The sequence below is a fragment of the Aquimarina sp. TRL1 genome, assembly GCF_013365535.1.
Taxonomy (GTDB): domain Bacteria; phylum Bacteroidota; class Bacteroidia; order Flavobacteriales; family Flavobacteriaceae; genus Aquimarina; species Aquimarina hainanensis.
Window position 1 is genome coordinate 5,194,405 of sequence record NZ_CP053590.1, and the last position, 25,231, is coordinate 5,219,635.

Below are 25,231 nucleotides of genomic sequence, written 5' to 3' on the forward strand. Positions count from 1 at the left end.
CTACTAAAAAAATGTTAAAATTTGCTAATTTTTAATTACTTACATAAATGCATTACATGCATAAAACATTGTAAAGCACTAAAAACTAAATGTGTGAAGAAAATTGTAACTATTAAAATTAGGGTCTAATTAATTTTAATATGTATATATCAAATAGATATCGGACTTTCTTTATCTAGTTTAGAAATTTCAGTGTGCTTTTTAAGGCTCTCTATTGCCCAAATAAAATTACTTTGGTTACTCTCTGTAAAACCATGCTTATTTTTATAGGCAAGCATTACTTTATATAATTCTTCTTTACTCATAGTTGTTTATATAATGGTTAAATTTAAGTGAAATGTTTGTGTTAATTACAGCATTAAATAGTTAATTTTTTCACAATTATTAAACAATAATGAAATAGAACCGTTGATAACTTATAATATCTTTTTTTTATAATATGACTCAACTACTCAATGAGGAATACTTTATCTATTTTATGATAACGGTTTTAAAAGTTAGTTATTGGGTCTATAACTTTCTTTATTCATTATAATGCTTAATTATTATATATATTGTAACTAAACAAACAATCAATAAACGCATAATAACTCTAAAAAGTTCTTCTTTATTGTATCTAAGATACCAAAAAATGTGCTCCTTAACACAGTAGTTCTCTATGCACAGAGGCTTCTCTAACTTTATTTCCGAACCAAGCATATACTTCTTTCCGCTATGTGACAGATTAACAAATGGTTATCTTAATTTTCTCATTTCCTTAGCAACATAATATATATTAATTCTAAATTAATACATCTCTCATTTCTCTAGGTCCATCGTTTATTACATTCCTTTTTCATCCCAACCAACCTTCTCGATCCAAACTTCTATATTGGATAGCTTCTGAAATATGTGATGGCTGAATACATACTGAATTTTCTAAATCTGCAATAGTCCGGGATACTTTTAAGATCCTGTCATAAGCTCTGGCAGAAAGCTGCAATCGTTCCATTGCTTTTTTTAATAATAATTTTGATTCCTGATCCAATTCGCAATAAGCTCTTAATTGCTTTACCTCCATTTGAGCATTATAATGTATAGAGGAATCATGTTCAAATCTTTTTTCCTGCAGTGCTCTTGCTGCTATTACCCGTTTTCGGATTTCGACACTGGACTCTCCTTTTCTCTCTTCACTTAATTTATCAAAAGGAACTGGGGTCACTTCGATATGCAAGTCTATTCGGTCTAGCAAAGGTCCTGATATTTTTCCTAGATAACGCTGCATTTCTGCTGGTGAAGAGGTAACTGGGGCATCTGGATCATTAAAATATCCCCCAGGGCTGGGATTCATACTAGCTACTAACATAAAACTACTGGGGTATGTTACTGTAAATTTAGCTCTGGAAATGGTAACTTCTCTATCTTCTAATGGTTGTCTCATTACTTCTAGTACACTTCTTTTAAACTCTGGTAATTCATCTAAAAAAAGAACCCCATTATGGGATAGGGAAATTTCTCCGGGTTGTGGATAAGTTCCTCCTCCTACTAATGCCACATCTGATATGGTGTGATGAGGACTTCTAAAAGGACGCTGAGACATTAACCCTATATTTTCTTTTACTCTTCCGACGACACTGTGAATTTTTGTCGTCTCCAAGGCTTCATGCAGTGTCATTGGGGGTAGAATCCCTGGCAATCGTTTACTCAACATTGTTTTTCCACTTCCAGGAGGTCCTACCAAAATTATATTATGCCCTCCGGCTGCTGCTATTTCCATACATCGTTTTATCCCTTCTTGTCCTTTGACATCTGCAAAGTCATATATTGGACTCTCTAACTCTTTATAGAATTCTTTCCGCGTATCAATTATCGTGGCTGTTAATTCTTTTGTTTCTTCGAAAAAATCAATGACTTCTTTTATATTCTCAACGCCGTATACTTTTATGTCGTTAACGATCGCAGCTTCTTTTGCATTTTGTTTAGGGAGAATAATTCCCTTAAATCCTTCTTCTCTGGCTTTAATTGCAATTGGTAACGCTCCTTTTATTGGTTGTAAGCTGCCATCTAAGGACAGTTCTCCCATGATAATATATTCAGATAATTCTTTTGATTTTATCTGACCACTAGCCGTAAGAATTCCCATAGCGATTGTTAAGTCATAAGCTGACCCTTCTTTCCTTAAATCAGCCGGCGCCATATTTATGGTTATTTTTTTTCCCGGAAGTCTAAATTTGTTGTTGTCCAAGGCTGCTGCAATACGAAAGCTACTTTCTTTTACCGCATTATCAGGTAGTCCCACTAAATGATACCCTATTCCTTTATTTACATTCACTTCTACTGTGATAATTGTAGCTTCAATACCAAATACTGAGCTTCCATAGGTTTTTACAAGCATCTCTATTCTTTAAAATGATTTATGTAGAATAAAAATACTAAAAACCTGACCTAACCACACCAAACACATTGATAATCAGTAAATAAAATATAAAAACTGATACATTCAAAAAAATAAACAAGCGTTATTTTTCATTAATCGCATCATTATTAACACACAAAAAAGAAAACTATTTATATAAAAACAACCTGCATTCAACATAGATTGCAGGTTGTTTAAAAATTAAAATCTTAAAAATAAAAGCAGGGAGTACACTTTATAGTCATAATCACACTATTATAACCTTTAATTTTTATAAAGCTTATGCCCTACTTTTTAGCTCATCGTTACATATAACAAACACTTATACTACTGCTTCTCGATGAGAACGAAACAGTTTTTCATTTAAATATTGTAGAGAAGATATCTTATCTTTTGTATCTACCAGAAGAGAAATATTGTTATTACTTCCCCCATAAGAAATCATTCGCACAGGAATATAGTTTAAGATCTCAAACAGTCTGTATGAATTTTGATCTTTAATCACCGACTCTCCTACAATACAAATAATACTATGGTTTTCTTCAACAGTAATCTCTGCATATTTTTCTATTTCTTTTACAATCTCATCAATATAAGATGTATCATCAATGGTTAAAGAAATAGCTACCTCTGATGTTGTAATCATATCAATTGAGGTATTAAAGTTATCAAACACCTCAAAAATTCTTCTAAGGTACCCACTAGCCATCAACATCCTGTTGGACTTAATTTTTATTGCTGTAATATTATCTTTTGCTGATATCGCTTTTAACCCTGTTTGGTATGTTCTATTAGATATAACCGTTCCTTCTGCTTCTGGATTAAAGGTATTCTTTAATAAAACAGGAATATCTTTGTTAACAACGGGTGACACTGTTTGCGGGTGTAATATTTTTGCTCCAAAATAAGCTAACTCTGCTGCTTCATTATAAGTTAAATGTGATATCGGATGGGTTTCATCTACATATCTAGGATCATTGTTATGCAATCCATCTATGTCTGTCCAAATTTGAACCTCATCTGCATCAATAGCTGCGCCAATAATGGTAGCGGTATAATCACTTCCTCCTCTTTTTAGCGTACTTATTTTCTCAAACTGATCTCTACATACAAATCCCTGTGTAATATATAAGGAAGATGGTCCATGGTCCAGCACTTTTCTCAATCGTTTAGAAACAGCTTCTATATTTGGTTTTTCTACAGATTCCACATACATAAACTCTTTGGCATCTAATAAGACATTAGAAACACCAACTTCATTCAGATACCCGGAAAACACATAGGTCAACAGTGTCTCTCCATAGGTTACAATCTCAGCATTCAGGTTATCAGAATACGGCTTACTTGCCAATTCAAACATTGCTGTTATCATAGCAGAAATACCATCTTTTAATGTATTCCTCAATTCCTGTCTTTCTATTAGTTGGTCTACAACCTCATGGTGTTTGCTTTCTAATGCATGCAGGTTTCTGGTAATTGCTTCATTATCATTAAACCTAGCAGATTCTACCAGCTTTACCAGTTGATCTGTAACACCAGACATCGCTGAACATACTACTATCTTTTGCTCATTATCACTCGTAAGGATATTTCTTATTATCCTCAAATTCTCAACAGACCCTACAGATGTCCCTCCAAACTTTAGAATTCTCATTCTTTTATTTTATATATGTTGGTTAATAGCTTTTGTTTTATTCTATATGCATAATTAATTAATACTTTACTTATAATAAATATTTTAATAAAAAAAGTCTATATTTACACAATCTGTTAAATATGTAACAAAAATGAAGACAATTACAGATTGTGTACATGATATTTTAAGGCATCAGCCTTTTATAGAGGATGCGTTATCCAGAAACATCATTAACTTTAGTTCGCTAGCTGTAGATTTGCAGCCACAGGTAGAGAAAGTGATGCGTAAGCCTGTTAAATCAGGATCAATAGTAATGGCCTTACGCCGATATCACCCAAAGCGTATAACAAATACTACAACGCTCAGAAATCTTGGAGATATTACAGTGCGCTCCGGTATTACAGAATATGCTTTTTTAAATTCTAATACTATTTTATCAAGTCAGTCTAACTTATTGAATGATGTGAAAGAAAAATCGAAAACGTATTTCACTTATTCCAGTAATTTTCAAGAAAGCAACATTCTTGTTTCTTCCTCTTTAAAAAATGTTGTAGAAAAGCATTTTAGAGATGAAACTTGTATCTCAGTTACGGATGAATTATCTTCAATTTCAATAGAATTACCCAATGATAATTCTAAAACTATTGGCTTGTACTTCTATATTTTTAAATTGCTTGCTTATGAAGGAATCCCGGTTTTTGAGATGATTTCTACCTCCAATTATTTTACCTTGTTTTTAGAAAAAGAACATGTAAACAAGGCATTCTTACTCATTAATGAGATAAAAGACAATTAATATTCTTTATAAAAATAATAAAGCAGAGCACTATTTTAAAATAGCGCTCTGCTTTATCAATATTAATGCAAAAGTCCGTTATTTAAACAATTAATAAAACATCACCTTTCTCACTTCTTCGTGAGTATCAAAAATTACTTTTATAAAATATACTCCTGATCTTGGGTATGACCAATTCATCTCCTTTTCTTTATTAAAAGGACCTACTTGCTTTTTAGCTATCAAGGTTCCTTTTATATCAAATAACAACATTTCTTTCATCCTGCTTTCTCCTCCATAGGTCATCATAAAATTTCCATTGCTTGGATTTGGATAAATCATTACTTCCTCACTGACTGTTAATGTTTTTAATTCTTGTACTGCTATTTGTTTTGGTCGTAAACCGGAATCACAAATAGTTCTTACATAATATTCATACACTACTCCTGGTTCTAAGGCTTCCAAAAGAATCTCTTTTGTGTCAGAAATATACGTATTCCCTTCTCCTCGGGTAAACCCTTTTTTCCCGTATTCAATTTCGAAACTACCTTCTTGTAATTGCTCGTCCCTAATGACGATGATTGCTGTTGTAGCTGTTATCGTTTTATGCGCCAATAAAACAGGTTGCTCACATAAACTCACGCAAGAAACTGTAGCTTCCCAACCTGTTCCCGATACAGACTCATTTGATACAAAAACGAATGTAAGCGCTCCTGTATCATGAGTAGATATAATCGTTTCCGGCTTCGTTGCTGAATAACTTCCTATCAATGGAAATGTCGTATCCGGACCATCATAAATATGTAACACATCACAACAATCATCTAACTCAAAAGAGGTAAAGTCGACTTTTACTTTTTCTCCTATATTCATAGGTTGTAGTACGGTTGTTTCTGTTTCGTTATTACCATAATTCCCATCACTCCCTCCTGAATCATAAAACTGCCCTTCTGAACAAAGAGTTTGATGCGTTTTGAAACGGATCGGACCTACTTTAGAACTAGTTCCCCCCTGGGTACAATTTCCTCTTACATAGGCTTCATAATATGTGTTTTTATCTAAGCCATTAAGTATTATTTCGGTAGACTCACTTGTTACCTTTGTTCCTGTTCCTGCTATAAATCCAGAGGCTCCATATTCTATTTCCCAAGAAGAAGTGGTCTGTTGATTTCCTCTCCATGATAATGTCACTTCCTGAATTCCTACAGACATAACCTCCAGATCGGAAGGCGCTTCGCAGCTATTTTGTGAAACACATGAAACTTTTGCTGCCCAACCATCTCGTGTAACACTGCCATCTGATGTAAATACAAACGTTAACGTTCCGCTTTCATGCGTTGATGTTATTTCTCCCGGAGATGTTGTACGATACTCTCCTATCAAAGGATATGCACTACTAGGTCCATCATAAATAACCAGCTTATCACAACATCCCTCCAATAGAAACTGTTCAAATACTACTTTGACTTTATCTTCTGCATGATCCGGTATTAACACATAGGTTTTATTCTCATTATTCGAATATTCTCCTGATGCTCCCCCTGAATCATAAAAATATTGTTCTCCACATAATTTTACTCCGGTTCTGAAAGAAAAGAAAGATGCTTCAGTACGCCCAACCGAGCAATTCGCAAAAACATACAGATCATACTCAGAATCTCCAATCAAATTATCTAATTGGATTGTTGGAACAACACTAGATAGTACAGTTCCCGTTCCTCTGACAAATCCCGCAGCTCCATACTCTATTTCATAGGAAGTAACCTCATTAGTCACATCCCATTCCAGTTCGACAGAAGTTGTTTTCATTTCTAACACTCTGATGTTCTCTGGTTTTGTACAATTAGGCTTTGGCTCGCAAAAAACAACCGCATCCCACCCTGCTCCAGTAACACTACTATCCGAATCAAAAACAAATGTTAATGCGCCTGACTCATGAGAAGATGCAATTTCTCCAGGAGAATTCCCTGAGTATTGTCCTAACAAAGGTGCATCTGTATTAGGTCCATCATATATTCTCAAATGATCACAGCATTCTTCGAGGTCAAAAGAAAGAAAAGAAACACGTACTCTCTCATCTACAGAAGATGGCACCATGACCGTCGTCGTTAGTTCATGATTCTTATAATCTCCATCTACTCCTCCTGAATCATAAAAATGATCTCCTCCACAAAAGTCCCCAGCAGTAACGACTCCTCGTAACCCTGTAGCAATTCCTCCTCCTGTACAAATAGGTTTTATATAAAAATCGTATAAGGTATTAGATTGCAATCCTTCTACGGTATATGGATTAGTCGTCACTGTTATTTTGGTTCCTGTTCCTTGTGTAAATCCGAATTCTCCAAACTCAATTTCCCATTCAGATGCATATATATCATCCCAGCTAAGATCTACACTGTTAATTCCAACTCCGGTAGATCTGAAATTTGTCACATCATTACATTTGGTAATAAAAGTAAACACTGCTGAAACCTCAGCACTTCCACAAGGATTGGTACTACGAACTCTCCAATAATATGTCGTATTATTCATAAGAGGCTGAGGAGAGAAACTTGTACTTTCTGTTCTAAAACTTTCTATAAGTGTATTAAAATTACTATCCGATGCTACTTCTATTTCATAAAAATCTACATTACTATTTTCTTCCCACTCTAAGACCGGCTGTAACAGCACTTCTTTTTCTCCATTTGCAGGACTTATTAAGCCAGATGGAAGAATCCTATTTTCATAGACTTTCAGCTCTTGAATCAATGTTTTTTCTATCCCAGACAGAGAAGTTCCCTTAATTGTCAATGGGTATGTTCCTTCTCCTAGATTCTCAGTTCCTGATACCGTCACTTTTACAGGTACCTTATTGTTTTGTATCCCTTCTATGGTTACAGGATCAAATACAATTGATAAGCCAGCAGGCGGAGTAACGGCTGAGAAAGTTACTTTTTCCTGAAAGCCAACAAATGTTTGGTAATCTATTGTAAAATCAACAGGAACCCCTTCACAGGTAACTGTATTATCTGTCTTTTTTGATATTTCAAAATCTGTTGTTTGAATCTTAAAGTCTGCTGTATTGATCGAATAAAATATATTATTGGATGCCCGTACCATTACTCTTGCCGCATCTGCGCCTGCTATATCTGGCACAGTAAGGGTTTCTACTCCATCATTCAGTGTATTATCTACCAGCAAGTGAGGATAAGTGCGTCCTCCGTCTACCGACAATAAAATATCTACATTTGCTTCACTTACAGGAGAGACATTCGTATTTGCTACATCCCAGGTAATGACTACTTCTTCTCCTACATTCCATCGTTCAAATGTTTGCTGAGAAGTAACCATAAAAGGACCTGAAGCTTCATCTACTGTGATGATTTTTTCATCTGTTGCTGTTTGTCCTCCTGCTATAGCGTTATCTCGTACCGTTAGTTCGAATACCATTGTTCTTGAAACCGCCGGCAAAACTTCCCAGGTAGGGGTTAGATTTCCTTGAATTACATCTTCTAATTGCGGCATATAACGTACCGGAGTATCGGTAGGTTGTCTGGATCTAAATAAAGGTCCTACATCCCAGGTAGGTTGTGGTGAAGCCGATGAAAGAGGATTCTCCGGGTTATTCTGCTCCCAACAATATGTCAGTTGATCTGTTCCATCCCCATCTACTGCTGACCCTTCCAATATAAAGGGGGTAGATTTTGGTATTGTATAATCATTCCCCGCATTAGCTACAGGGGCAGTATTCCCTGTTGGAATTACTTCTGCGCAATTACTGTTATTAATTGTCCAAATAGCAACATCTCTAATATCAACATAATTAAAATAATCATCTGGTTCTTGCTGCACATTTGTTGGGCAAATTCCTGCATACCCCATAATACTACTCCCACTTCCAGGTTCTACCTCACTGTTATTACCGCTTCGGCAATTAGAACTACTCTGCACATGATATCCTCCAAATTGATGTCCGAATTCATGTGCCACAATCATATTAAAATGATCTGAATCCGGAGCATTATGTACTGTATAAGCTCCTGCTTTCTTACCATCTGTACAAACACAAGCAATACACCCTGCATTTCCATATACACTTCCTTCTACATGAAATAAGTGCCCTACATCATAATTAGCAGATCCAATATTCGGGTGATCATCTATCGTACTTTGCAGCTCGTGTTTAAAACCAAATCTACCAGAATAAGGATCAGTTCGGGGATCCAAAAATATCAACTCATCGTTTTCAGGGATCATTTGCATTGTCACTCCAAAATCCCTTTCATAAATTCCATTTACTCTATTCATAGTTGCAATCATCGCAACTAATACCTTCGCTTTTCTTTCTTGATCATTTATTTCTGTTCCATCTAAAAAAAACTGGGCATACTCTCCACTTACTGACAATGCCAACCGATACCTTCTTAAATTCCCATCATCAGCATTTCTATTCGTACTATACCCATGCTGAGGCATTACTTTTTCAAAAGCTTCCGTACTACAATCAAAATCAGCATCTATTATTTCATTTTTAGTAGAATAGAAGACATGTGTACGTTTATTATGAGGTTTAAAACCAATCGTTGTCTTTCCAGATCTGGAGATCACTCCTTTGATTCCTGTATAAGGAGAATAGACAAAACGCACTGTTTCATTCGATCCGTCTAACGACCTTCCTATGTAGCTTTCTATAGACGGAAATTTTTTAGCCAGTGCCGGATGTAATACGGCTATTTTTTGGATACTGTATTGCTTAGGTGCTCCATACTCATTTGGAAAAACAATAACCTTACTACTTTTTGTTTTTGAAAATCGATACGGCGTTTGTTCTAACTGTTTTGATAATACACTTCCTTCAATCTCTATGGCTGCGTATTCTGAAGTCGTTATACTTGTTCTCTTAATTCCTGCCTCTGATGTTTTCCACCATACATTCTGCGCTTGTAATGTGATGAAGGAACTAAAAAAAATGAAACAACAAATGAGGTAACTCGAAGTAATTTTATTCATAAAATAATTAACATTTTATCACAATAAAGTTACTCTCCAATTATTGACACAATAAAGGAAAAACTTATATCATGATAGATATACTGCTATATACAACTATAATAAAGTGGGGATACATTGAAAAAATACCCATTGGTATTTTGAGCAAATGTAGTACTGTATTTGTTAAGTTTTAGTTAATAGAAATAACTTTAACTTTAAAAAAACACCTTCAGTTTTTCATCAAAAAACAAACTTCTTACCTTTTAACTAAAAAACATGAACAAACCTACAAATACCTCCTTGTTACATGAGATTTATTTACCAAAACCGTTAAAATTCAAATAAAAAAAGAGATGAAAAATCATCTCTTTTTTTATTATGTATTGTTAGAATACTGTATTCTACCAAATATTTACGCGCTTTTCAGGAGCTAAATACATTTTATCTCCTTCTTTGATCCCAAAAGCTTTATAAAATGCCGGCACATTAAGTAGTGGTTGTATTGCTCTCACCTCTCCTGGAGAGTGCGGATCTGTTTTTATCTGAGTTCTCAATGCATCTTCTCTTATTTTAGTTCTCCATACAGTTGCCCATGACATAAAGAATCGTTGTTCAGGTGTAAACCCATCGATTTTTTCTGGTCTCCCATTTTCTTTAATATGCATTTGCAGACCATCATATGCTCCTAGAACCCCTCCTAGATCTCCTATATTTTCTCCTAAAGTAAACTTTCCATTAATATACACACTATCCAGTACTTCAATAGCACTATACTGCTCTGCTAACGCATTACCTCTCTCTGTAAATTTTTTCAGATCTTCTGCGGACCACCAGTTTGCCAAATTACCATTTGCATCAAATCGAGCTCCCGAATCATCAAAAGCATGTGATATTTCATGTCCTATTACAGCTCCTATTCCTCCATAGTTAACAGCTTCATCTGCAGTATAATTATAGAAAGGTGGTTGTAGAATCGCTGCTGGGAATACAATCTCATTAAACAACGGATTAAAATACGCATTAACTGTTTGCGGAGACATTCCCCATTTAGTTCTATCTACCGGCTCTCCTATTTCTTTCATATTTTTTAAGAAAGATCGTTTAGAAACAGCCATCATATTTTCAAAAGCAGAGTTCCCTTTTTTCACTTCCAGATTTGAGTAGTCTTCCCACTTATCTGGATATCCGATTTTTACGGTAAACTTATCCAGTTTCTCAATTGCTTTCGCTTTTGTACTATCACTCATCCACTCTAGCACTTCGATTCTCTTTTGATATGCTTTGATAACATTAGCAATCATTTTTTCTGCTTTTGCTTTGGCTTCTGGAGGGAATTTTGAATCTACATATAATTGTCCTATTGCTTCTCCTACTGTACCATTAACAATTGCCAAGGCTCTTTCTTCCAATGGTCGTTGCTTAATCGCCCCGTTTAATGTTTTGCTATAAAAATCCCAATTTGCTTTATTGATTTCTGTAGACAGTGAATTTGTTGAATTATTAAGTGTTGACCATCTCATCACCGTTTTAAGATCTTCAACTGGTGTAGATTTCAATACATTTTCTAAAGCATCCATATACTTAGGCTGCATTACAATAACGGTATCTAATGTCTTTTTGATACCAAGGTCTTTGATTAGATCGTTCCAATTAACAGAAGGAGTCATTTTAGTCAATTCTGCGATGGATCTTGGGTTATTAAAATTACGAGTATCTCTACTTTGTACTTTATCCAATCTCGGAGCTGCTAATTTCGTTTCAATATCAAGAATTACCGCTGCTTTTTTCTTTGCTTCTTCTTCGGTATCTCCTATAAATTGCAACATTCTTGTGATGTGATCTACATATTGCCCTCTGATTTCTTTAGACTTTTCATCTTGATCCAGATAATAATCTCTTTCTGGTAAGCCTAAGCCCCCTGTAGATATATATGGAGCATTTACATTACTATCACTAAGGTTAGGAAAAGATACCAGTCCCAGAAATGGAGCTGAAACTGCTGTTTCTGTAGCTAATACTTTCTGAAGATCAGCGATTGTTTTTATTCCTGCTATTTTATCTAGCGCCGGTTTTAATGGAGTTACTCCTGCTTTATCTCTAGCTTCCGTATCCATTAGTGATTCAAAAATCAATAATGCCTTGTACTGATCTGTTCCTTCTTTATATTTTCCGCTGGATTTTGCTTCTTTTAAGATCGTTAATACATCATCATCTGTTTTCTTACGTAATACTCCAAAACCTCCCCACCTGGTTCTATCTTCCGGAATTTCAGTGTTCTTCATCCAATTCCCATTCACATAGTTATAGAAATCAGTTTTTGGGTCTACACTAGTATCCATGTTTTCCAGTACAATCCCCGGGATTTTCTCTGTTTGAGCTACTGTAGCTGTTTCTTCCTTTACTTGCTCACTTTTTGTTTCGTTTTTACACCCAACAAATGCCAGTAAAAAAGCAGCTAAATAATAAGTACTTTTCATTTTTATACTTTTTGGTTATTTATCTTTAGGTTTGCCTATTATTATCTAAGACGTAAGATTCATCAATTCGTTACCATCTATATCCCGTATTTTTTGCTTTTTTCCCTAATCTCTTTGCTAAAAAGCATTTCGATAATCCTCAAACTACTGCTATCATTTATCTAATGTATTGTCTTTCCAGGACGTTTAACGTAGTAAGCGGGTATCAAATGAAAAAGGAGCCACATCTATTAGTTTTACCTGTTTAAAATCCGGATGTTCCGGATTAATCAGTAAATTTTGTTCTTTAGGAATAATAATACTAGGAATTTTTAGTCCCAAATGTGTATTATCTGTAATCCAGCTCATCGTAAAGTTTTGAACCTCCAAAGGAGGAGGTATTTCATTCCAGTTATCAGGTAAGTCTTCTATTTTAATTTCGGTAATAAGTTCATCAGGAAGTTCTATAGTAGCTATTTCCATATCGTTGGGAAAATATGCCGCCGGCAAATGTGCTAGTACTTCTAAAGCCGATAAAGCCGCATTGGTACTCGTGTACAGTACTGCAACACCTTTAGGGTTCCACCTTCCTCCTACAGTTTTTGCTCCTATCCCTGTAAGATCTCGTATATATTTATTCTTAGCTATTCTATAAACCTGCATTGCTATGCAAAAATTCCGTGCTCGATTCGTATTAGTTCTTCATTTAATAACTGAAAACCAAAAGTAGTATCCAATAACTCTTTAGGTTTTTTCATTGCCAATGCAACATTGGGATGCTCCATCCAGCTTTTGAACTTATTCAGATCTCCAAAGATCTGTTCTCCCTTTGCGTATAATTTAGCTAACTGTAATACCTTGGCACTTGCCTCTGTACTTAGTTTTTTATTAAGATCATATCGCTGAATGGTTCTCTCTGATAAATAAAGTATCTGCGCCAATTCTTTAATATCAAAATCAATTGTTTTAGCCAGATGTAATAATGCTTTCTTATCTATTCCATTCCTGGATAACTCAATAAAGTCATACATGTTCCTAAGTGGTATATCTATATTCAGATACCTCAACATTCCTTTATTTTCTAAGCTAAACATGTCCAACGGCGATACTGCTCCCATAACCTTATACTTTTATTGAGACAAAAATACAAAATAAAACGACAATTGTCGTAAAATATTTTATAAAATTGTATCCAGTTTTGGTTTGACTCGTTCTAAGGCGGCTTCCATTGATCGTATTGCAATGGTTGATAAATATCTTCCTACTGGTAATACGGGAGTAATCATTCGTTCATCTGATTCATTATGTCTCCCATAACTTCTCTTTTTTATATACGGAATAATCGCTTGAGGAGTCAAGGTCACCGCATAAGAATTTCCCAATTTATTCATCACTTCTTTTGTATGGCCTATTCTCACATTTTGCAACGTAGTTAAGGGAGCCGATAACTGGGTAGCTTTCTTCATGGCTTTTCTTTTCTCATTATGAGCAATAACCAGATGTTTTATCTCAATTTTGTCTACCAAAGAAGGAAAAGATTTTTGCAACACTGTGATAAATACTTCTTCTACTCCTTTGGAAACTCTTCCTCCAATATTATCATAATATCCTGCATCTGCATATTGATCTGTATACACTTCATTCCCTTCTTCATCCAGCCGCTTTATTTCTCCTACAGGTGTCACATAAGGGAAACTTGCATTAATCCGCATGGCAGTTGATAATGCAATGGATTTATCCGGATAGCTATATTGTAAATTTCCCAGAAAATCATTCATTCCGCTTAGAGGGCGCAGGTGGTCGTATGTCACAGGGCTAATCACATTGTAATTTCCAGACTGAGTATGCGTAGTATTAATTAGTAATAATGGAGGGGCAGGTATAGTGCTGCTAATGTCTTTATAGAAAGATAAAAACTCTTGTCCCAAAAGACTATTCTCAATACCTTCTTCCGAAAAATAATTTCTATGAGATATTTTCCACTGCTCTTCCAAGAGTTGCCCTCTGTTTTGAAATTTAAAAAGGGAAGTAATCATTTTAAACAAGTCTCTACCTAAAAAAGAGAGAATAGATGCTGATAAATAATTCTTTTTATACACCTGACTTGCTTTATACTTTAGTCCGTACATATTTTCTTGCGCTTTGAAGGTGGCAAGCTTTTCTTCATCACTGGCTTCTTTGGATGTCGCAAAAAACATCGCATTACCTACACTTCCTCCGGAGGCTCCCGTAAGAGACAGCAAATGTTCCTCAAAATACTTTCCTTTAGTCTTTTCATATAAATAACTATGTACCAGAAAAGACCACAAACCTGCTCTGGAACCTCCCCCTTCTGCCGAAGCTATAATCACCGGAAATTTTTCTTTATGCGCCTGTATTAAGTGCTCTCTACTCTGTATCCATTGATAAAAATAAGCTTCCATTGGTTTTCGTTTCACCTCTGTATCTTTTAACTCTAACTGATAATGTGTCGAGGAACTGGTAAAAAAAGTAGTGGAGAGAAAGCATAAAAAGCAACTCATCGACAACAAGGGAAGTTTTATTTTTTTTCCAATAAGAATCAAAATGAATGAAATCATAAAAAGGCTTAAAAGTGATAAGATTAAAACGGTCAATGGATTAATCATACTTGCCCAGTCAGGTATAAAATTAAGTACTATAAACCCTAACAGGATGAGAAAACCTGCAGCCAAAATAGCTCCATAAAACTTCTTATTGGGAAATTTTTTCAAAAAACGATAACTATTAAATGACAATAGAAAGAAAAATAAAACCAAAGCCGAATTCGAAAGAAACAACTTTCCCAAATCTTTTTCGGCTTGCGTATTCAAACTCCCTAAGGAGATCATTAAAACAATCAACCCTATCAACACTGCCAAAACAACAATATCTGTTCTTGGTAATTTCAAAAACATTTTCTGAAACCACCTATACAATCTTGGCTCACACAGGCATAATAAAAATAATATACTGATCATCAATGATACCTCAGGGCTTAAAAAAGAAGTATACATATTTTCAAGCCCGAATAATTTCATCGCATGTAGAATACTCAATGCTGATATAATTAATAATAAAGTCCCTAATATTCTGGGAACCACTTTTCGCATATGAACTCTTGCGATATATGAGTAACTGGCAAAACCACTACGATTTTGAAATCGATAATGTTGATTCGGAATAAACCCTATTAAATTAGCTAGCGATATATCTTTATAATTATGATAGTAAAAATACTTAGGGATATTCCATATTAAAAAAGCAGCTGCTGTAAGCAATACAAAATATAAAGGAATCTCCAGAAAAAAGGCATCTGCCTGATTTAATATTAATAATAAATCAATTGTCTGAGGGAAATGCCATAGTGTCAAATACACAGCAAGAATAAGCACCAGGCTGATTAAGTTATTCATCAACTCTCCTAACAAGATTTTAAACCAAATGCTAAATTGTTGAAAAAACAACAATAACTTTGTTCGTTTCATTCCTCTAGTTTATCGATATTTATAGTATAAAGCTAAAAAAATAAAAGCGCATAAAATACTTTTATATTTTAGCTCTCTAAAAAACAGTTATTTAACGACCAATTATCTAGAATGAATAAAAATTCATTTTTTTGTTAAAGAAATATTAAAAAAACAGAATCTTTCATACAGCTAGTAAACACTGGTCTTTCGAAAGAATGAATTCTTAAAAATTCAATTTATTTAAAAAAATCTTAGCAATAAATTACGGTTTTAACGTATTTTTTTTGTATCTTGTCGATGATTAATAACTTTACGACGATAAAAAACATCGTTATGTAAGTTTTAACTTACTAAAAAAAGAATCTAAATCTAACAAAAATTGAAACCTATGAAAGCAACCTTACCCCTACTATTATTATTTTTTACCAGCATAGCATTTGCGAATGTAAAAATAGATATCTCAAGTAAATTAATGTCCGTTACAGAAGATACTGTTATTGACGGATTAGATGAAAATACCGATGAAGGAGTAATCTTCATTACGGAAAGCTTACACATAGAAAATGGCGTACGAATTAAAGTTAGAAATGCTTGTCTTATCATCCTAGGAGACTTAACAGGAAATGGGATTATCGACACGGATGAGTCAGCAACAATTACACTAGAAGGAGACGAGCAAGGAAGAATAACTTTTATCAATAGATTCCTAGCTGATTCTACTTGTCAGCAAACAACAGATAATAAAACATTTAAAGATATAAAAGAGGTTCCTCAAGGATTGACCTACAGTCTATATACTTTATCCGGAAGGCTATTGGATAAAGGAGAAATTGATGACTATATCCACAACTATATGGATCCTAAAACATACTTAATTAAAATCGAAGGATATAAATTAAGAAAAATAGTTTTCAAAGGTTAATAAACACAAAAAAGTAAGGTTATTTGTGTACAATCCACGGCATAAAGTCGTGGATTTTTTATAATTAAAAAACTCACCGACAAACTCTTATAAAAAAAATATTATATTGTAATAACAAATCCCTTTAGAATTCGCCCCCAACTTCTTCTAATCAGGGATATATATCATTTTAACAGACTTAACCAGGAAGATGCTTATGAGTCAAAATGTATATTATAAATCTGCGACGATCAAATACACCTTATATGGAATATTATTCGGTTGTGGATTTCCTATATTAGCTACCATTATAGAAATCAATAAACTTGGGTTAGATTTTTCGTGGTCATCTATATTTTTTGTTCAGAAAAATAACTCTTTGCTATACATTATTGATACAGCTCCTTTTTTCCTGGGAATATTTGCTATGTTTGGAGGGAGAAACCTCGATAAACTCCAACAAAAGAACAGGCAAGTCCTTAAAACCTCTAAATTCAAACAGGACTTCCTTGCGAATATGAGTCACGAAATCCGTACTCCTATGGTAGGAGTTATTGGGATGATAGACTTATTGCTAAAGAATACTGAATTAAGTAATATTCAAAAAGAATATGTCACGACCATTCATCAATCTTCACTTAACTTATTAAACATTCTCAATCAAATTTTAGACCTTTCTAAAATAGAAGCAGGTAAATTCGTTTTATCACCAGAATCTGTCAATTACAGAGTACTGATTAATCAAAATGTAAACTTGTTTCTTGCTCCTGCCAAAGCAAAAGGAATTGACATTCATGCCGAATATGATGAAGCACTTTCCGACTATATATTGGTCGATAGTAACAGACTAACTCAAATCATTTCTAACTTAATTGGGAACGCCATAAAGTTCACCTCAGAGGGCGCAATCCAAATTAAATCGTCCCTACTCTCTAAAAAGGAAGATCAGTTACAGGTAAAAATAGAGATCATCGATTCGGGAATCGGTATTAGTAAAGTTGACCAAAAAAGGTTATTTAGTCGTTTTAGCCAATTTGATGATCAGACAATATATAGTGGTGAAGGAACCGGTTTAGGATTATCCATCTGCAAAAAACTGGTAAGCCTTATGGGAGGTAAAATAGGTGTAAAAAGTGAATTGGACAGAGGCAGTACTTTTTGGTTTACTTTTAATGCTCATACAGCACCTCATCAACCTACTGCCCCAATATCTTCTAAAACAACCTCACAAAAAAACATAACTAAGTTTGACTTACATGTTTTATTGGTAGAAGATTCAGAAACCAACATACTCGTTACCAAACAAATACTAAAATACCTGGGATGTACCGTAGAGGTTGCCAAAACAGGAAGGGAGGCTGTAGAAACCTTTAAGGAAGAGGTTTATGATTTGATCTTAATGGATATCAATCTCCCACAACTTGATGGAATACAAGCATCTAAACTTATCCGAAAGAATCACAAAAATGTCCCACCTATCTTTGCTCTAACTTCTAATGCACTCCCTGGAGATGCAGAACGCTTCATCGCAAAAGGATTGGATGACTATATTACAAAACCATTTACCACTGAGATTCTAAATATAAAATTAAAAAACTGGTTTTCTGATTATCATCAATTCTACTAATAAACTATATCATAACCTATTAAGATATAATCAGCTATAAAATATCTGTGATCGCATAAAAAAACCGATTGACTACTTGTTTTTACAAAAAAGGTAATATTCAGGTAGTATTTTTATGACAAAAAACTAGATAAACCACTAAAAATCATTATATTGTAGTAATCCTTTTTATCCAAAACAAAAGGATGCTGTTTTTATAGTACTAATACAATAGAGAATACTTCCCTTCATAGTCATAAGTACTCAGGGAGTACATTTCTATTTTAAAAAAAACATGCAGATGAAAAACTACAATAATCCTTCCGTTTCCTTCACCTCCTATCCTCTTTTATATTTTTTAATAACATGTCTATTTTTCCCATATTCAAAAAGCTCTGCTTTTCAGGAAACAGTTAATTACGATTCTTATAAGGGCTATATTATTGATCACTCTTCTAAAAAACCCATCTCTTCTGTTACTATTTCATTATTAGACACGAATATTTCGACTATAAGTAATCAAGAAGGGGAGTTTTTATTAAAAGTCCCTAAAAAAATAGCTGAAAATACAGTTTTGATATCGCATCTGGGATTCAAGGATAAAAACATTCTTCTTTCATCTCTAAACCAAAAAAAGAATACCATCTATCTGATTCCTTCTATAACTGAACTGTCTCAGGTTAATCTTACTCCCTCCACCCCTGAAGAAATTATCAGAGCTGTTATCAAAAAGAAAGGAGTAAACTACTTTGGGGATCATACAATAATGACAGCCTTTTACAGAGAATCTATAAAAAAAAGGAGAACGTATGTTTCACTTTCAGAAGCAGTTGTAGAGATTTATAAAAATCCATACACTTCTACCAAACCAGATATGATCAAGCTTCATCGAGCAAGGAAAAGTGCTGATTATAAAAAATTAGATACATTGGCGATCAAGTTACAGGGAGGTCCCTCCACCAGTCTTTATATCGACCTTATAAAAAACACTGATTTCTTACTAACCAGTGATATAACCAATTACTACCGATTCAGTTTTGATGAAACCACCAAAATTAACGATCGGGATATCTACGTCCTAAATTTTGAACAACACCCCTATATCAAAGACTTGTTATACCGAGGGAAATTATATGTAGATGCTAAAACAATGGCGTTAACAAAGGCTACTTTGAGCCTAAATCTTTCTGATAAAGAAAAAGCCAGTAAAATGTTTGTAAAAAAGAAACCAGGAAGTGCCAAAGTATATCCGACAGAAGTATCTTATGATATCTATTATCGAGAGAAAGCAGGAAAATGGTATTACGGATATGGAAAAATAGATCTTGCATTTAAAATTAACTGGAAGAAGAGACTCTTTAATTCACATTATAAATTAAATGTGGAATTAGCCATTACAGACTGGAAGAAAAACCAGGAAGATCTTTTCTTAAAAGCGAGCGAACGATTAAAATCTTCAGTTGTAATCAGTGATGAAGCCTCTGGCTTTTCTGATCCGCAGTTCTGGGGAGATTATAATGTTATAGAGCCTGAAAGACCTATAGAATCAGTAATTAAAAAAATAAAAAAACAATTGAGAAAACTCAATTAACGAAACTCTAAATAAATCTTTTTTTACGAGTAATTAACCATCCGAATAAGAGTACAATAATTTGTACTCTTATTTTTTTTACTTTTACAAAAGGGAACCTGTAATATCACTGGTCATTCAACCGTCTTTAAAAAGAAACGTTTTCTTTATTCATTATGAAGCTACGCCACCTTATCCTGTTTTTTGCAGGGCTCAATACATCTTTATTTGCTCAAAAAAAGATTACCCCAGAAAAAGCAATTACTGATTTGACCATTTTCGAAAATATTCTCAGGCAGGGGCATCCTGGTTTATACGACTATATCTCAGAGACAGAAATTGCTGCGTTATTTTCTGAAACAAAACGTACGATACAAGATACGATTACCGATTTAGAGTTATATAAAAAGATGCTCTCTATAACTGACAAGGTCAATGATGGTCATTTATTACTATTCCCACCCAAACATTTTAGTAATCATCAGCTACATTTTCCATTACTTATCAAAATCATCGATAGGCAATTATATACAGATACAGGAGAATTTGATATTCCTGTAGGCAGCAGAATACATCGTATACATGATAATAGTGATATAGAAATTATTACCCGACTAAAAAAATACATCCCTAATGATGGAATTAATACTACCAAAATAATGAAGGGAATAGAACAAAACTTTGGACAACTTCTGTCGTATGAGTTTGGGTTTAAGAAAGAATTTGTAATTGAGTACTCCCTCCCTTCTGAAAAAGAAAAAAAAACCGCCATTATATCAGCTGATAAACTTGCCACTATAAAGCACAGAGCGTTTAAAAGAAATTCGAATTTCGCAGCTTTTCATCAAGAGGAAAAAGCCGCCTACTCACTAAAATATATTCAAAATAAACTCCCTGTAATTCGTTATAAAAAAGAATATCACGCTGCTATTCTAACGATTAACTCTTTTCAGATCGATCCTAATAAATTCGAACTAGACATCTCGAATATTTTCAAAGAAATTAAAAAAAATAAGGTACAACATCTTATCATTGACATACGAAGAAATGATGGCGGAATGCGTAAAAACGCTATTACATTGTATTCTTATCTCACACAAACATATTTTAAACAACGGATTAATGATTACATTACTTCTCTGAGTATTCCAGAAAAAAAATACGTGCAAAAAGTATTTTTGCCAGAAAAAGAATTTCTAACTGATAAATTCATAAATCACCCCGTATATAGTGGATGGAAATTAAATTTTGACAATATGGAAACCATGATGGTTCCGCAGCAACATCCATTCTCGGGAAAAGTGTATGTACTTACTAGCGGAAACACGTTTGCTACTGCTGCTTCGTTTGCTTTACTCGCTAAAAATGACAAAAAAATTATAACTATAGGAGAAGAAACAGGAGGCGCTTATTATCATCATAATGGAGAATATCCGGTATCTTACCAATTTCCTAACTCCTCGATTCGCATGGTGTTGTATATGATAAAAACAAATCATTATGTACGTGATACCACCATCCCGAAAGGAAGTGGAATTCCGCCAGACAGATATATCAAAACAACCCTTAGACATATCCTGGATGAAACTGATCCCGAACTGGACTACATCTATCGATTGATTTCCCCCAAAGCTCCTTAAACACTTAGGAAGAAGTAGATGAAGTATTACAAACGGGAAAACAATCGCTTTTATATATTGGTCCTTTAATTAGTTTATTACACTATGATATTAGAACTAGTGTTTCTTTTATCTGGGAATATGTTCCTTAGTCAAGAACTCCTATTTTTAATATTTTGCGTAAAAATGTACATTTGTTTTTTTAAGTAATTATATACGGTTTAATGTCAATATCTCTTCTAGAAACAGCCTATCAACTATTTGATGAGGCAAATGCAAAAGACCCTAATCAAGAAATTGTTGAAGGGAAAGAAATTCCTAAAGAATTAATTTATGGTCAGCGAATGACACAAACACTTTCTTCCTTCCAGCCGGATGCCTCAGAAGTGGTAAAGCTAGCCTGCCGGTGTCAGCATATATGCAGATGGGAAATCCCCAGAGACAGTTATCCAATGGATCGGGTGGGATACCTGAGATGGAGAGAAGAATTAAAAAAGTTCCATGCTACCAAAGCTGCTGGTATTTTAGAAAAAGTAGGATATACTCAGGATGTTATAGACCGGGTTTCTTTTTTATTACAAAAAAAGAAATTAAAAAAAGATCCGGAAAGCCAGCTATTGGAAGATGTCATTTGCTTAGTATTTTTAGCGTTCTATTACGAACCTTTTATTGCTAAACACGAGGAGAAAAAAGTTGTTTCTATCTTACAAAAAACATGGAATAAAATGTCTGAAAAAGGACATGAAGCTGCTCTTAAACTCAGTTTCTCTGAGAAAGGACTACACCTAATAAAAATAGCTTTAAGTTAATTACTTAAAGCTATTTCTTTATATGTTATTCCCTCTGAAGGTCTTATCAGAAATCAATTAATTCAATACTTGATTTTTATAGTACGCAATAATACCATCAATAGGTCGTCGTACAATATTTCCCAATGTTATTCCATGAGGAGTCAATACTGATTTAATAATATCTTCACTAAAGTGCGCAATAGAACCTATAAAGTGTACAGGTACTTCTTTTACTTTATCAAAACACAAGACATGAGATTGTACAAAATCTTCAATACCTTCTTTTACGATTGTATAAAAATAATCATTGCGCTCACTGGTAAAGATAAACTCTGCAAATGAGGCCAAATACGCATTTGGATTTGCTTCTTTATACAGGTTGTTCTTAACCGTATTAGTCGATAGATCAAAACGGTTCTCAAAAGCAGTTGCGACCGCTTTAGGCATTCGGTTGTAATAATAATCGCGAATTAAACGCTTCCCGAAATAATTCCCACTTGCTTCATCCATTATGATATACCCAAGGGATTCCATAGGCAGATGGATATCTTTTCCATCGTAATAGCAACTATTAGAACCTGTCCCCAGAATACATACAATTCCAGGATCTGTCGTAGCGGCATATACTGCTGCCACAATATCCTCTTTGATATCTACCGTTGCAACTGTAAAAAAATCCCGAAATACTTCATTAAGCAACGCTATTGCAGTTTCTGTTCCACATCCAGCTCCATAAAAATGAACATTTTTTACGGTATCCTTATGAGCCATTAGTTCTTTATTATTCCTAATTCTTGCCTCCAATACCGTCTTATCAAAAACAGCGGGATTTAACCCTTCCGTTCGAGTCTTAAATACAATTTCTCCCTCATCATCCAGAAGAATCCAATCACACTTTGTAGAACCACCATCAGCCAATAAGATCATTTACAATATTTTTTAATGTTATAAAAAAATAAACTCCGAAGCTACACACCTCGGAGTAATATAACAAATTATTAATTACATATTTCCAACATGTACAGATAAATCAACCAATTTTGATGAATATCCGTATTCATTATCATACCATGCTACCAACTTGAAAAAGTTATCATTAAGTGCTATTCCTGCTTTAGCATCAAATGTAGATGTATGAGATTCTCCAACAAAATCCTGAGATACTACATCTTCTTCAGTATACGCCAGCACTCCTTTTAATTCATTTTCAGAAGCTTTTTTGATTGCCGACTTTAATTCTTCATAAGATACAGACTTCTCTGTTTTTACTGTCAGGTCAACTACAGATACATCTCCCGTAGGAACTCTGAATGCCATTCCTGTCAGTTTACCGTTTAATTTAGGAATTACCTTCCCAACAGCCTTTGCAGCTCCTGTAGAAGAAGGGATAATATTATTCAAGACAGAACGACCTCCTCTAAAATCCTTCTTGGAAGGAGCATCTACTACCGCCTGTGTTGCTGTAGCAGCATGTACCGTCGTCATTAATCCTTCTTCAATTCCAAAATTATCATCGATTACTTTGGCTAAGGGTGCCAAACAGTTTGTTGTACAAGATGCATTAGATACAATCGTATCTTCTGGTTTTACATCTTGATGGTTTACTCCCATCACAAACATTGGCGCATCTGCAGAAGGAGCAGAAATCACCACCTTCTTAGCTCCAGCTTTTAAGTGTGCGTTTGCTTTATCCAAAGTTGTAAAAATTCCAGTACAATCCATAACCACGTCCACTCCTGCTTCATCCCACTTAATATCTTCTGGGTTTCGCTCTGCAGTAACACGTATGGGTTTTCCATTTACCAAAAAATCTCCATTTTTTACAGTAACGGTTCCGTCAAATCGTCCATGAATAGAATCGTATTGTAACAAATATGCTAAATGCTCTACATTCAACAAGTCATTAATTGCCACAATCTCTACATCTTCTCGTTTTGAAGCAATTCTAAAAGCAATTCTTCCTATTCTTCCAAAACCGTTAATACCAATTTTCAACTTACTCATACTTTACGTTTTTTAAGTGGTTTTTTTTATTATAGTGGTTAATTTTATATCGAAGTAATATCAGCTACCTTAATTAATTTATCGTGCTTATACTTCTTTTTCTCTAATGCTGTTCGCAGGGGTACCTCTGTAATATTTTTATGAACAACTCCAATCATCACTTCGGTTTTTCCTGCTAGCAGTGCTTCTACAGCTCCAACACCTAATTTACTAGCCAGCACCCTGTCATAACAACTTGGAGCTCCTCCTCGCTGAATATGACCTAGTACGGAAACTCGTACTTCATATCCCTTTAAGTGTTCTTCTACATATTCTCCTAATTCGAAAATATTTTTTCCGGATTTATCTCCTTCTGCAACGACAATTATACTAGAGGTCTTTCCTGATTTTTTACTTCTTTTTAGCGATTCAATCAGTCTGTCAACTCCCATATCTTCTTCGGGAATCAGAATTTCTTCTGCTCCTGCTCCTATTCCTGCATTCAGGGCAATATCTCCTGCATCTCTCCCCATTACTTCAATAAGGAATAAACGATTATGAGAACTTGCTGTATCTCTGATCTTATCAATGGCGTCTACTACTGTATTCAGTGCCGTATCATATCCAATGGTATAATCCGTTCCATTAATATCATTATCTATGGTTCCTGGTATTCCTACCACCGGGAAACCATATTCCTCCGAGAGTTTCAAGGCTCCGGTAAAACTTCCATCTCCGCCAATAACGACTAAGCCATCTATACCGTATTTCACTAAATTATCATACGCTTTTTTTCGCCCTTCCGGAGTTCTAAACTCCTGAGATCTGGCGGATTTTAAAAACGTACCTCCTTTATTAATAATATTACGTACAGATCGGGCATTTAACTCACGTATATCACCTTCTATCAATCCTTCATACCCTTTATGAATACCAAAACATTGAAGATTGTAATACGTACAAGATCTTACTACGGATCGTATGGCTGCATTCATTCCTGGAGCATCACCTCCTGAGGTCAAAACTCCAATATTTTTAACTTTTCTCGTCATTGAAAC

At 34.4% G+C, this 25,231-nt stretch carries 17 protein-coding genes; 6 read left to right on the plus strand and 11 right to left on the minus strand.

Annotated features, from left to right (window positions below; translation table 11 throughout):
- Positions 1–149: 149 nt before the first annotated feature.
- The 3 genes from HN014_RS21405 to HN014_RS21415 form a co-directional block, all read right to left on the minus strand.
- Positions 150–305 (minus strand): hypothetical protein, encoded by a 156-nt coding sequence (locus HN014_RS21405; RefSeq protein WP_176030866.1) that lies wholly within the window; start codon positions 303–305, stop codon positions 150–152.
- 530 nt (positions 306–835) lie between these two features.
- Positions 836–2,374: a YifB family Mg chelatase-like AAA ATPase gene (locus HN014_RS21410; protein ID WP_176030867.1), complete on the minus strand. Its 1,539-nt coding sequence runs from the start codon at positions 2,372–2,374 to the stop codon at positions 836–838.
- 343 nt (positions 2,375–2,717) lie between these two features.
- Positions 2,718–4,049: an aspartate kinase gene (locus HN014_RS21415; RefSeq protein WP_176030868.1), complete on the minus strand. Its 1,332-nt coding sequence runs from the start codon at positions 4,047–4,049 to the stop codon at positions 2,718–2,720.
- 133 nt (positions 4,050–4,182) lie between these two features.
- Between HN014_RS21415 and HN014_RS21420 the strand changes: the two genes are divergently transcribed.
- A complete protein-coding gene (locus HN014_RS21420) occupies positions 4,183–4,827 on the plus strand; it encodes a hypothetical protein (protein WP_176030869.1) in 645 nt (214 codons plus the stop codon).
- Between the two features lie 90 nt (positions 4,828–4,917).
- Here HN014_RS21420 and HN014_RS21425 read toward each other — a convergent pair whose 3' ends face one another.
- The 5 genes from HN014_RS21425 to HN014_RS21445 all read right to left on the minus strand — a co-directional run bounded on the left by HN014_RS21425 (position 4,918) and on the right by HN014_RS21445 (position 15,721).
- Positions 4,918–9,798, minus strand: coding sequence for a reprolysin-like metallopeptidase (locus tag HN014_RS21425; protein WP_176030870.1), 4,881 nt, complete (start codon positions 9,796–9,798; stop codon positions 4,918–4,920).
- Between the two features lie 383 nt (positions 9,799–10,181).
- On the minus strand, positions 10,182–12,257 hold the full coding sequence (locus HN014_RS21430) for a M13 family metallopeptidase (protein WP_176030871.1): 2,076 nt from the start codon (positions 12,255–12,257) through the stop codon (positions 10,182–10,184).
- 186 nt (positions 12,258–12,443) lie between these two features.
- On the minus strand, positions 12,444–12,899 hold the full coding sequence (locus HN014_RS21435) for an RES family NAD+ phosphorylase (RefSeq protein ID WP_176030872.1): 456 nt from the start codon (positions 12,897–12,899) through the stop codon (positions 12,444–12,446).
- A 2-nt stretch (positions 12,900–12,901) separates the two neighbouring features.
- Complete coding sequence (locus HN014_RS21440) at positions 12,902–13,354, minus strand: antitoxin Xre-like helix-turn-helix domain-containing protein (RefSeq protein ID WP_176030873.1); 453 nt, start codon at positions 13,352–13,354, stop codon at positions 12,902–12,904.
- 60 nt (positions 13,355–13,414) lie between these two features.
- Positions 13,415–15,721: a hypothetical protein gene (locus HN014_RS21445; protein WP_176030874.1), complete on the minus strand. Its 2,307-nt coding sequence runs from the start codon at positions 15,719–15,721 to the stop codon at positions 13,415–13,417.
- 370 nt (positions 15,722–16,091) lie between these two features.
- Here HN014_RS21445 and HN014_RS21450 point away from each other — a divergent pair, with 370 nt between their 5' ends.
- From HN014_RS21450 to HN014_RS21470, 5 genes are all read left to right on the plus strand, one after another.
- Positions 16,092–16,625: a hypothetical protein gene (locus HN014_RS21450; protein ID WP_176030875.1), complete on the plus strand. Its 534-nt coding sequence runs from the start codon at positions 16,092–16,094 to the stop codon at positions 16,623–16,625.
- A 196-nt stretch (positions 16,626–16,821) separates the two neighbouring features.
- Positions 16,822–18,231 (plus strand): ATP-binding protein, encoded by a 1,410-nt coding sequence (locus HN014_RS21455; RefSeq protein ID WP_176030876.1) that lies wholly within the window; start codon positions 16,822–16,824, stop codon positions 18,229–18,231.
- A 280-nt stretch (positions 18,232–18,511) separates the two neighbouring features.
- Positions 18,512–19,801 (plus strand): carboxypeptidase-like regulatory domain-containing protein, encoded by a 1,290-nt coding sequence (locus HN014_RS21460; RefSeq protein WP_176030877.1) that lies wholly within the window; start codon positions 18,512–18,514, stop codon positions 19,799–19,801.
- Between the two features lie 155 nt (positions 19,802–19,956).
- The gene (locus HN014_RS21465; RefSeq protein ID WP_176030878.1) at positions 19,957–21,420 is read left to right on the plus strand and encodes a S41 family peptidase; all 1,464 of its coding nucleotides are present in this window, start codon (positions 19,957–19,959) and stop codon (positions 21,418–21,420) included.
- A 203-nt stretch (positions 21,421–21,623) separates the two neighbouring features.
- Complete coding sequence (locus HN014_RS21470; RefSeq protein WP_176030879.1) at positions 21,624–22,208, plus strand: DUF4202 domain-containing protein; 585 nt, start codon at positions 21,624–21,626, stop codon at positions 22,206–22,208.
- Positions 22,209–22,265: 57 nt separating this feature from the next.
- On the opposite strand, the gene HN014_RS21475 is transcribed toward HN014_RS21470, so the two are convergent.
- The 3 genes from HN014_RS21475 to pfkA form a co-directional block, all read right to left on the minus strand.
- Positions 22,266–23,117: a BadF/BadG/BcrA/BcrD ATPase family protein gene (locus HN014_RS21475; RefSeq protein WP_176030880.1), complete on the minus strand. Its 852-nt coding sequence runs from the start codon at positions 23,115–23,117 to the stop codon at positions 22,266–22,268.
- A 75-nt stretch (positions 23,118–23,192) separates the two neighbouring features.
- Positions 23,193–24,194 carry a type I glyceraldehyde-3-phosphate dehydrogenase gene (gene gap / locus HN014_RS21480; protein ID WP_176030881.1) on the minus strand — a complete coding sequence of 334 codons (1,002 nt, stop codon included), beginning with the start codon at positions 24,192–24,194 and terminating at the stop codon, positions 23,193–23,195.
- 44 nt (positions 24,195–24,238) lie between these two features.
- Entirely contained in the window at positions 24,239–25,225 is a 987-nt protein-coding gene (pfkA, locus tag HN014_RS21485) for a 6-phosphofructokinase (protein ID WP_176030882.1), read from the minus strand.
- Positions 25,226–25,231: the final 6 nt, after the last annotated feature.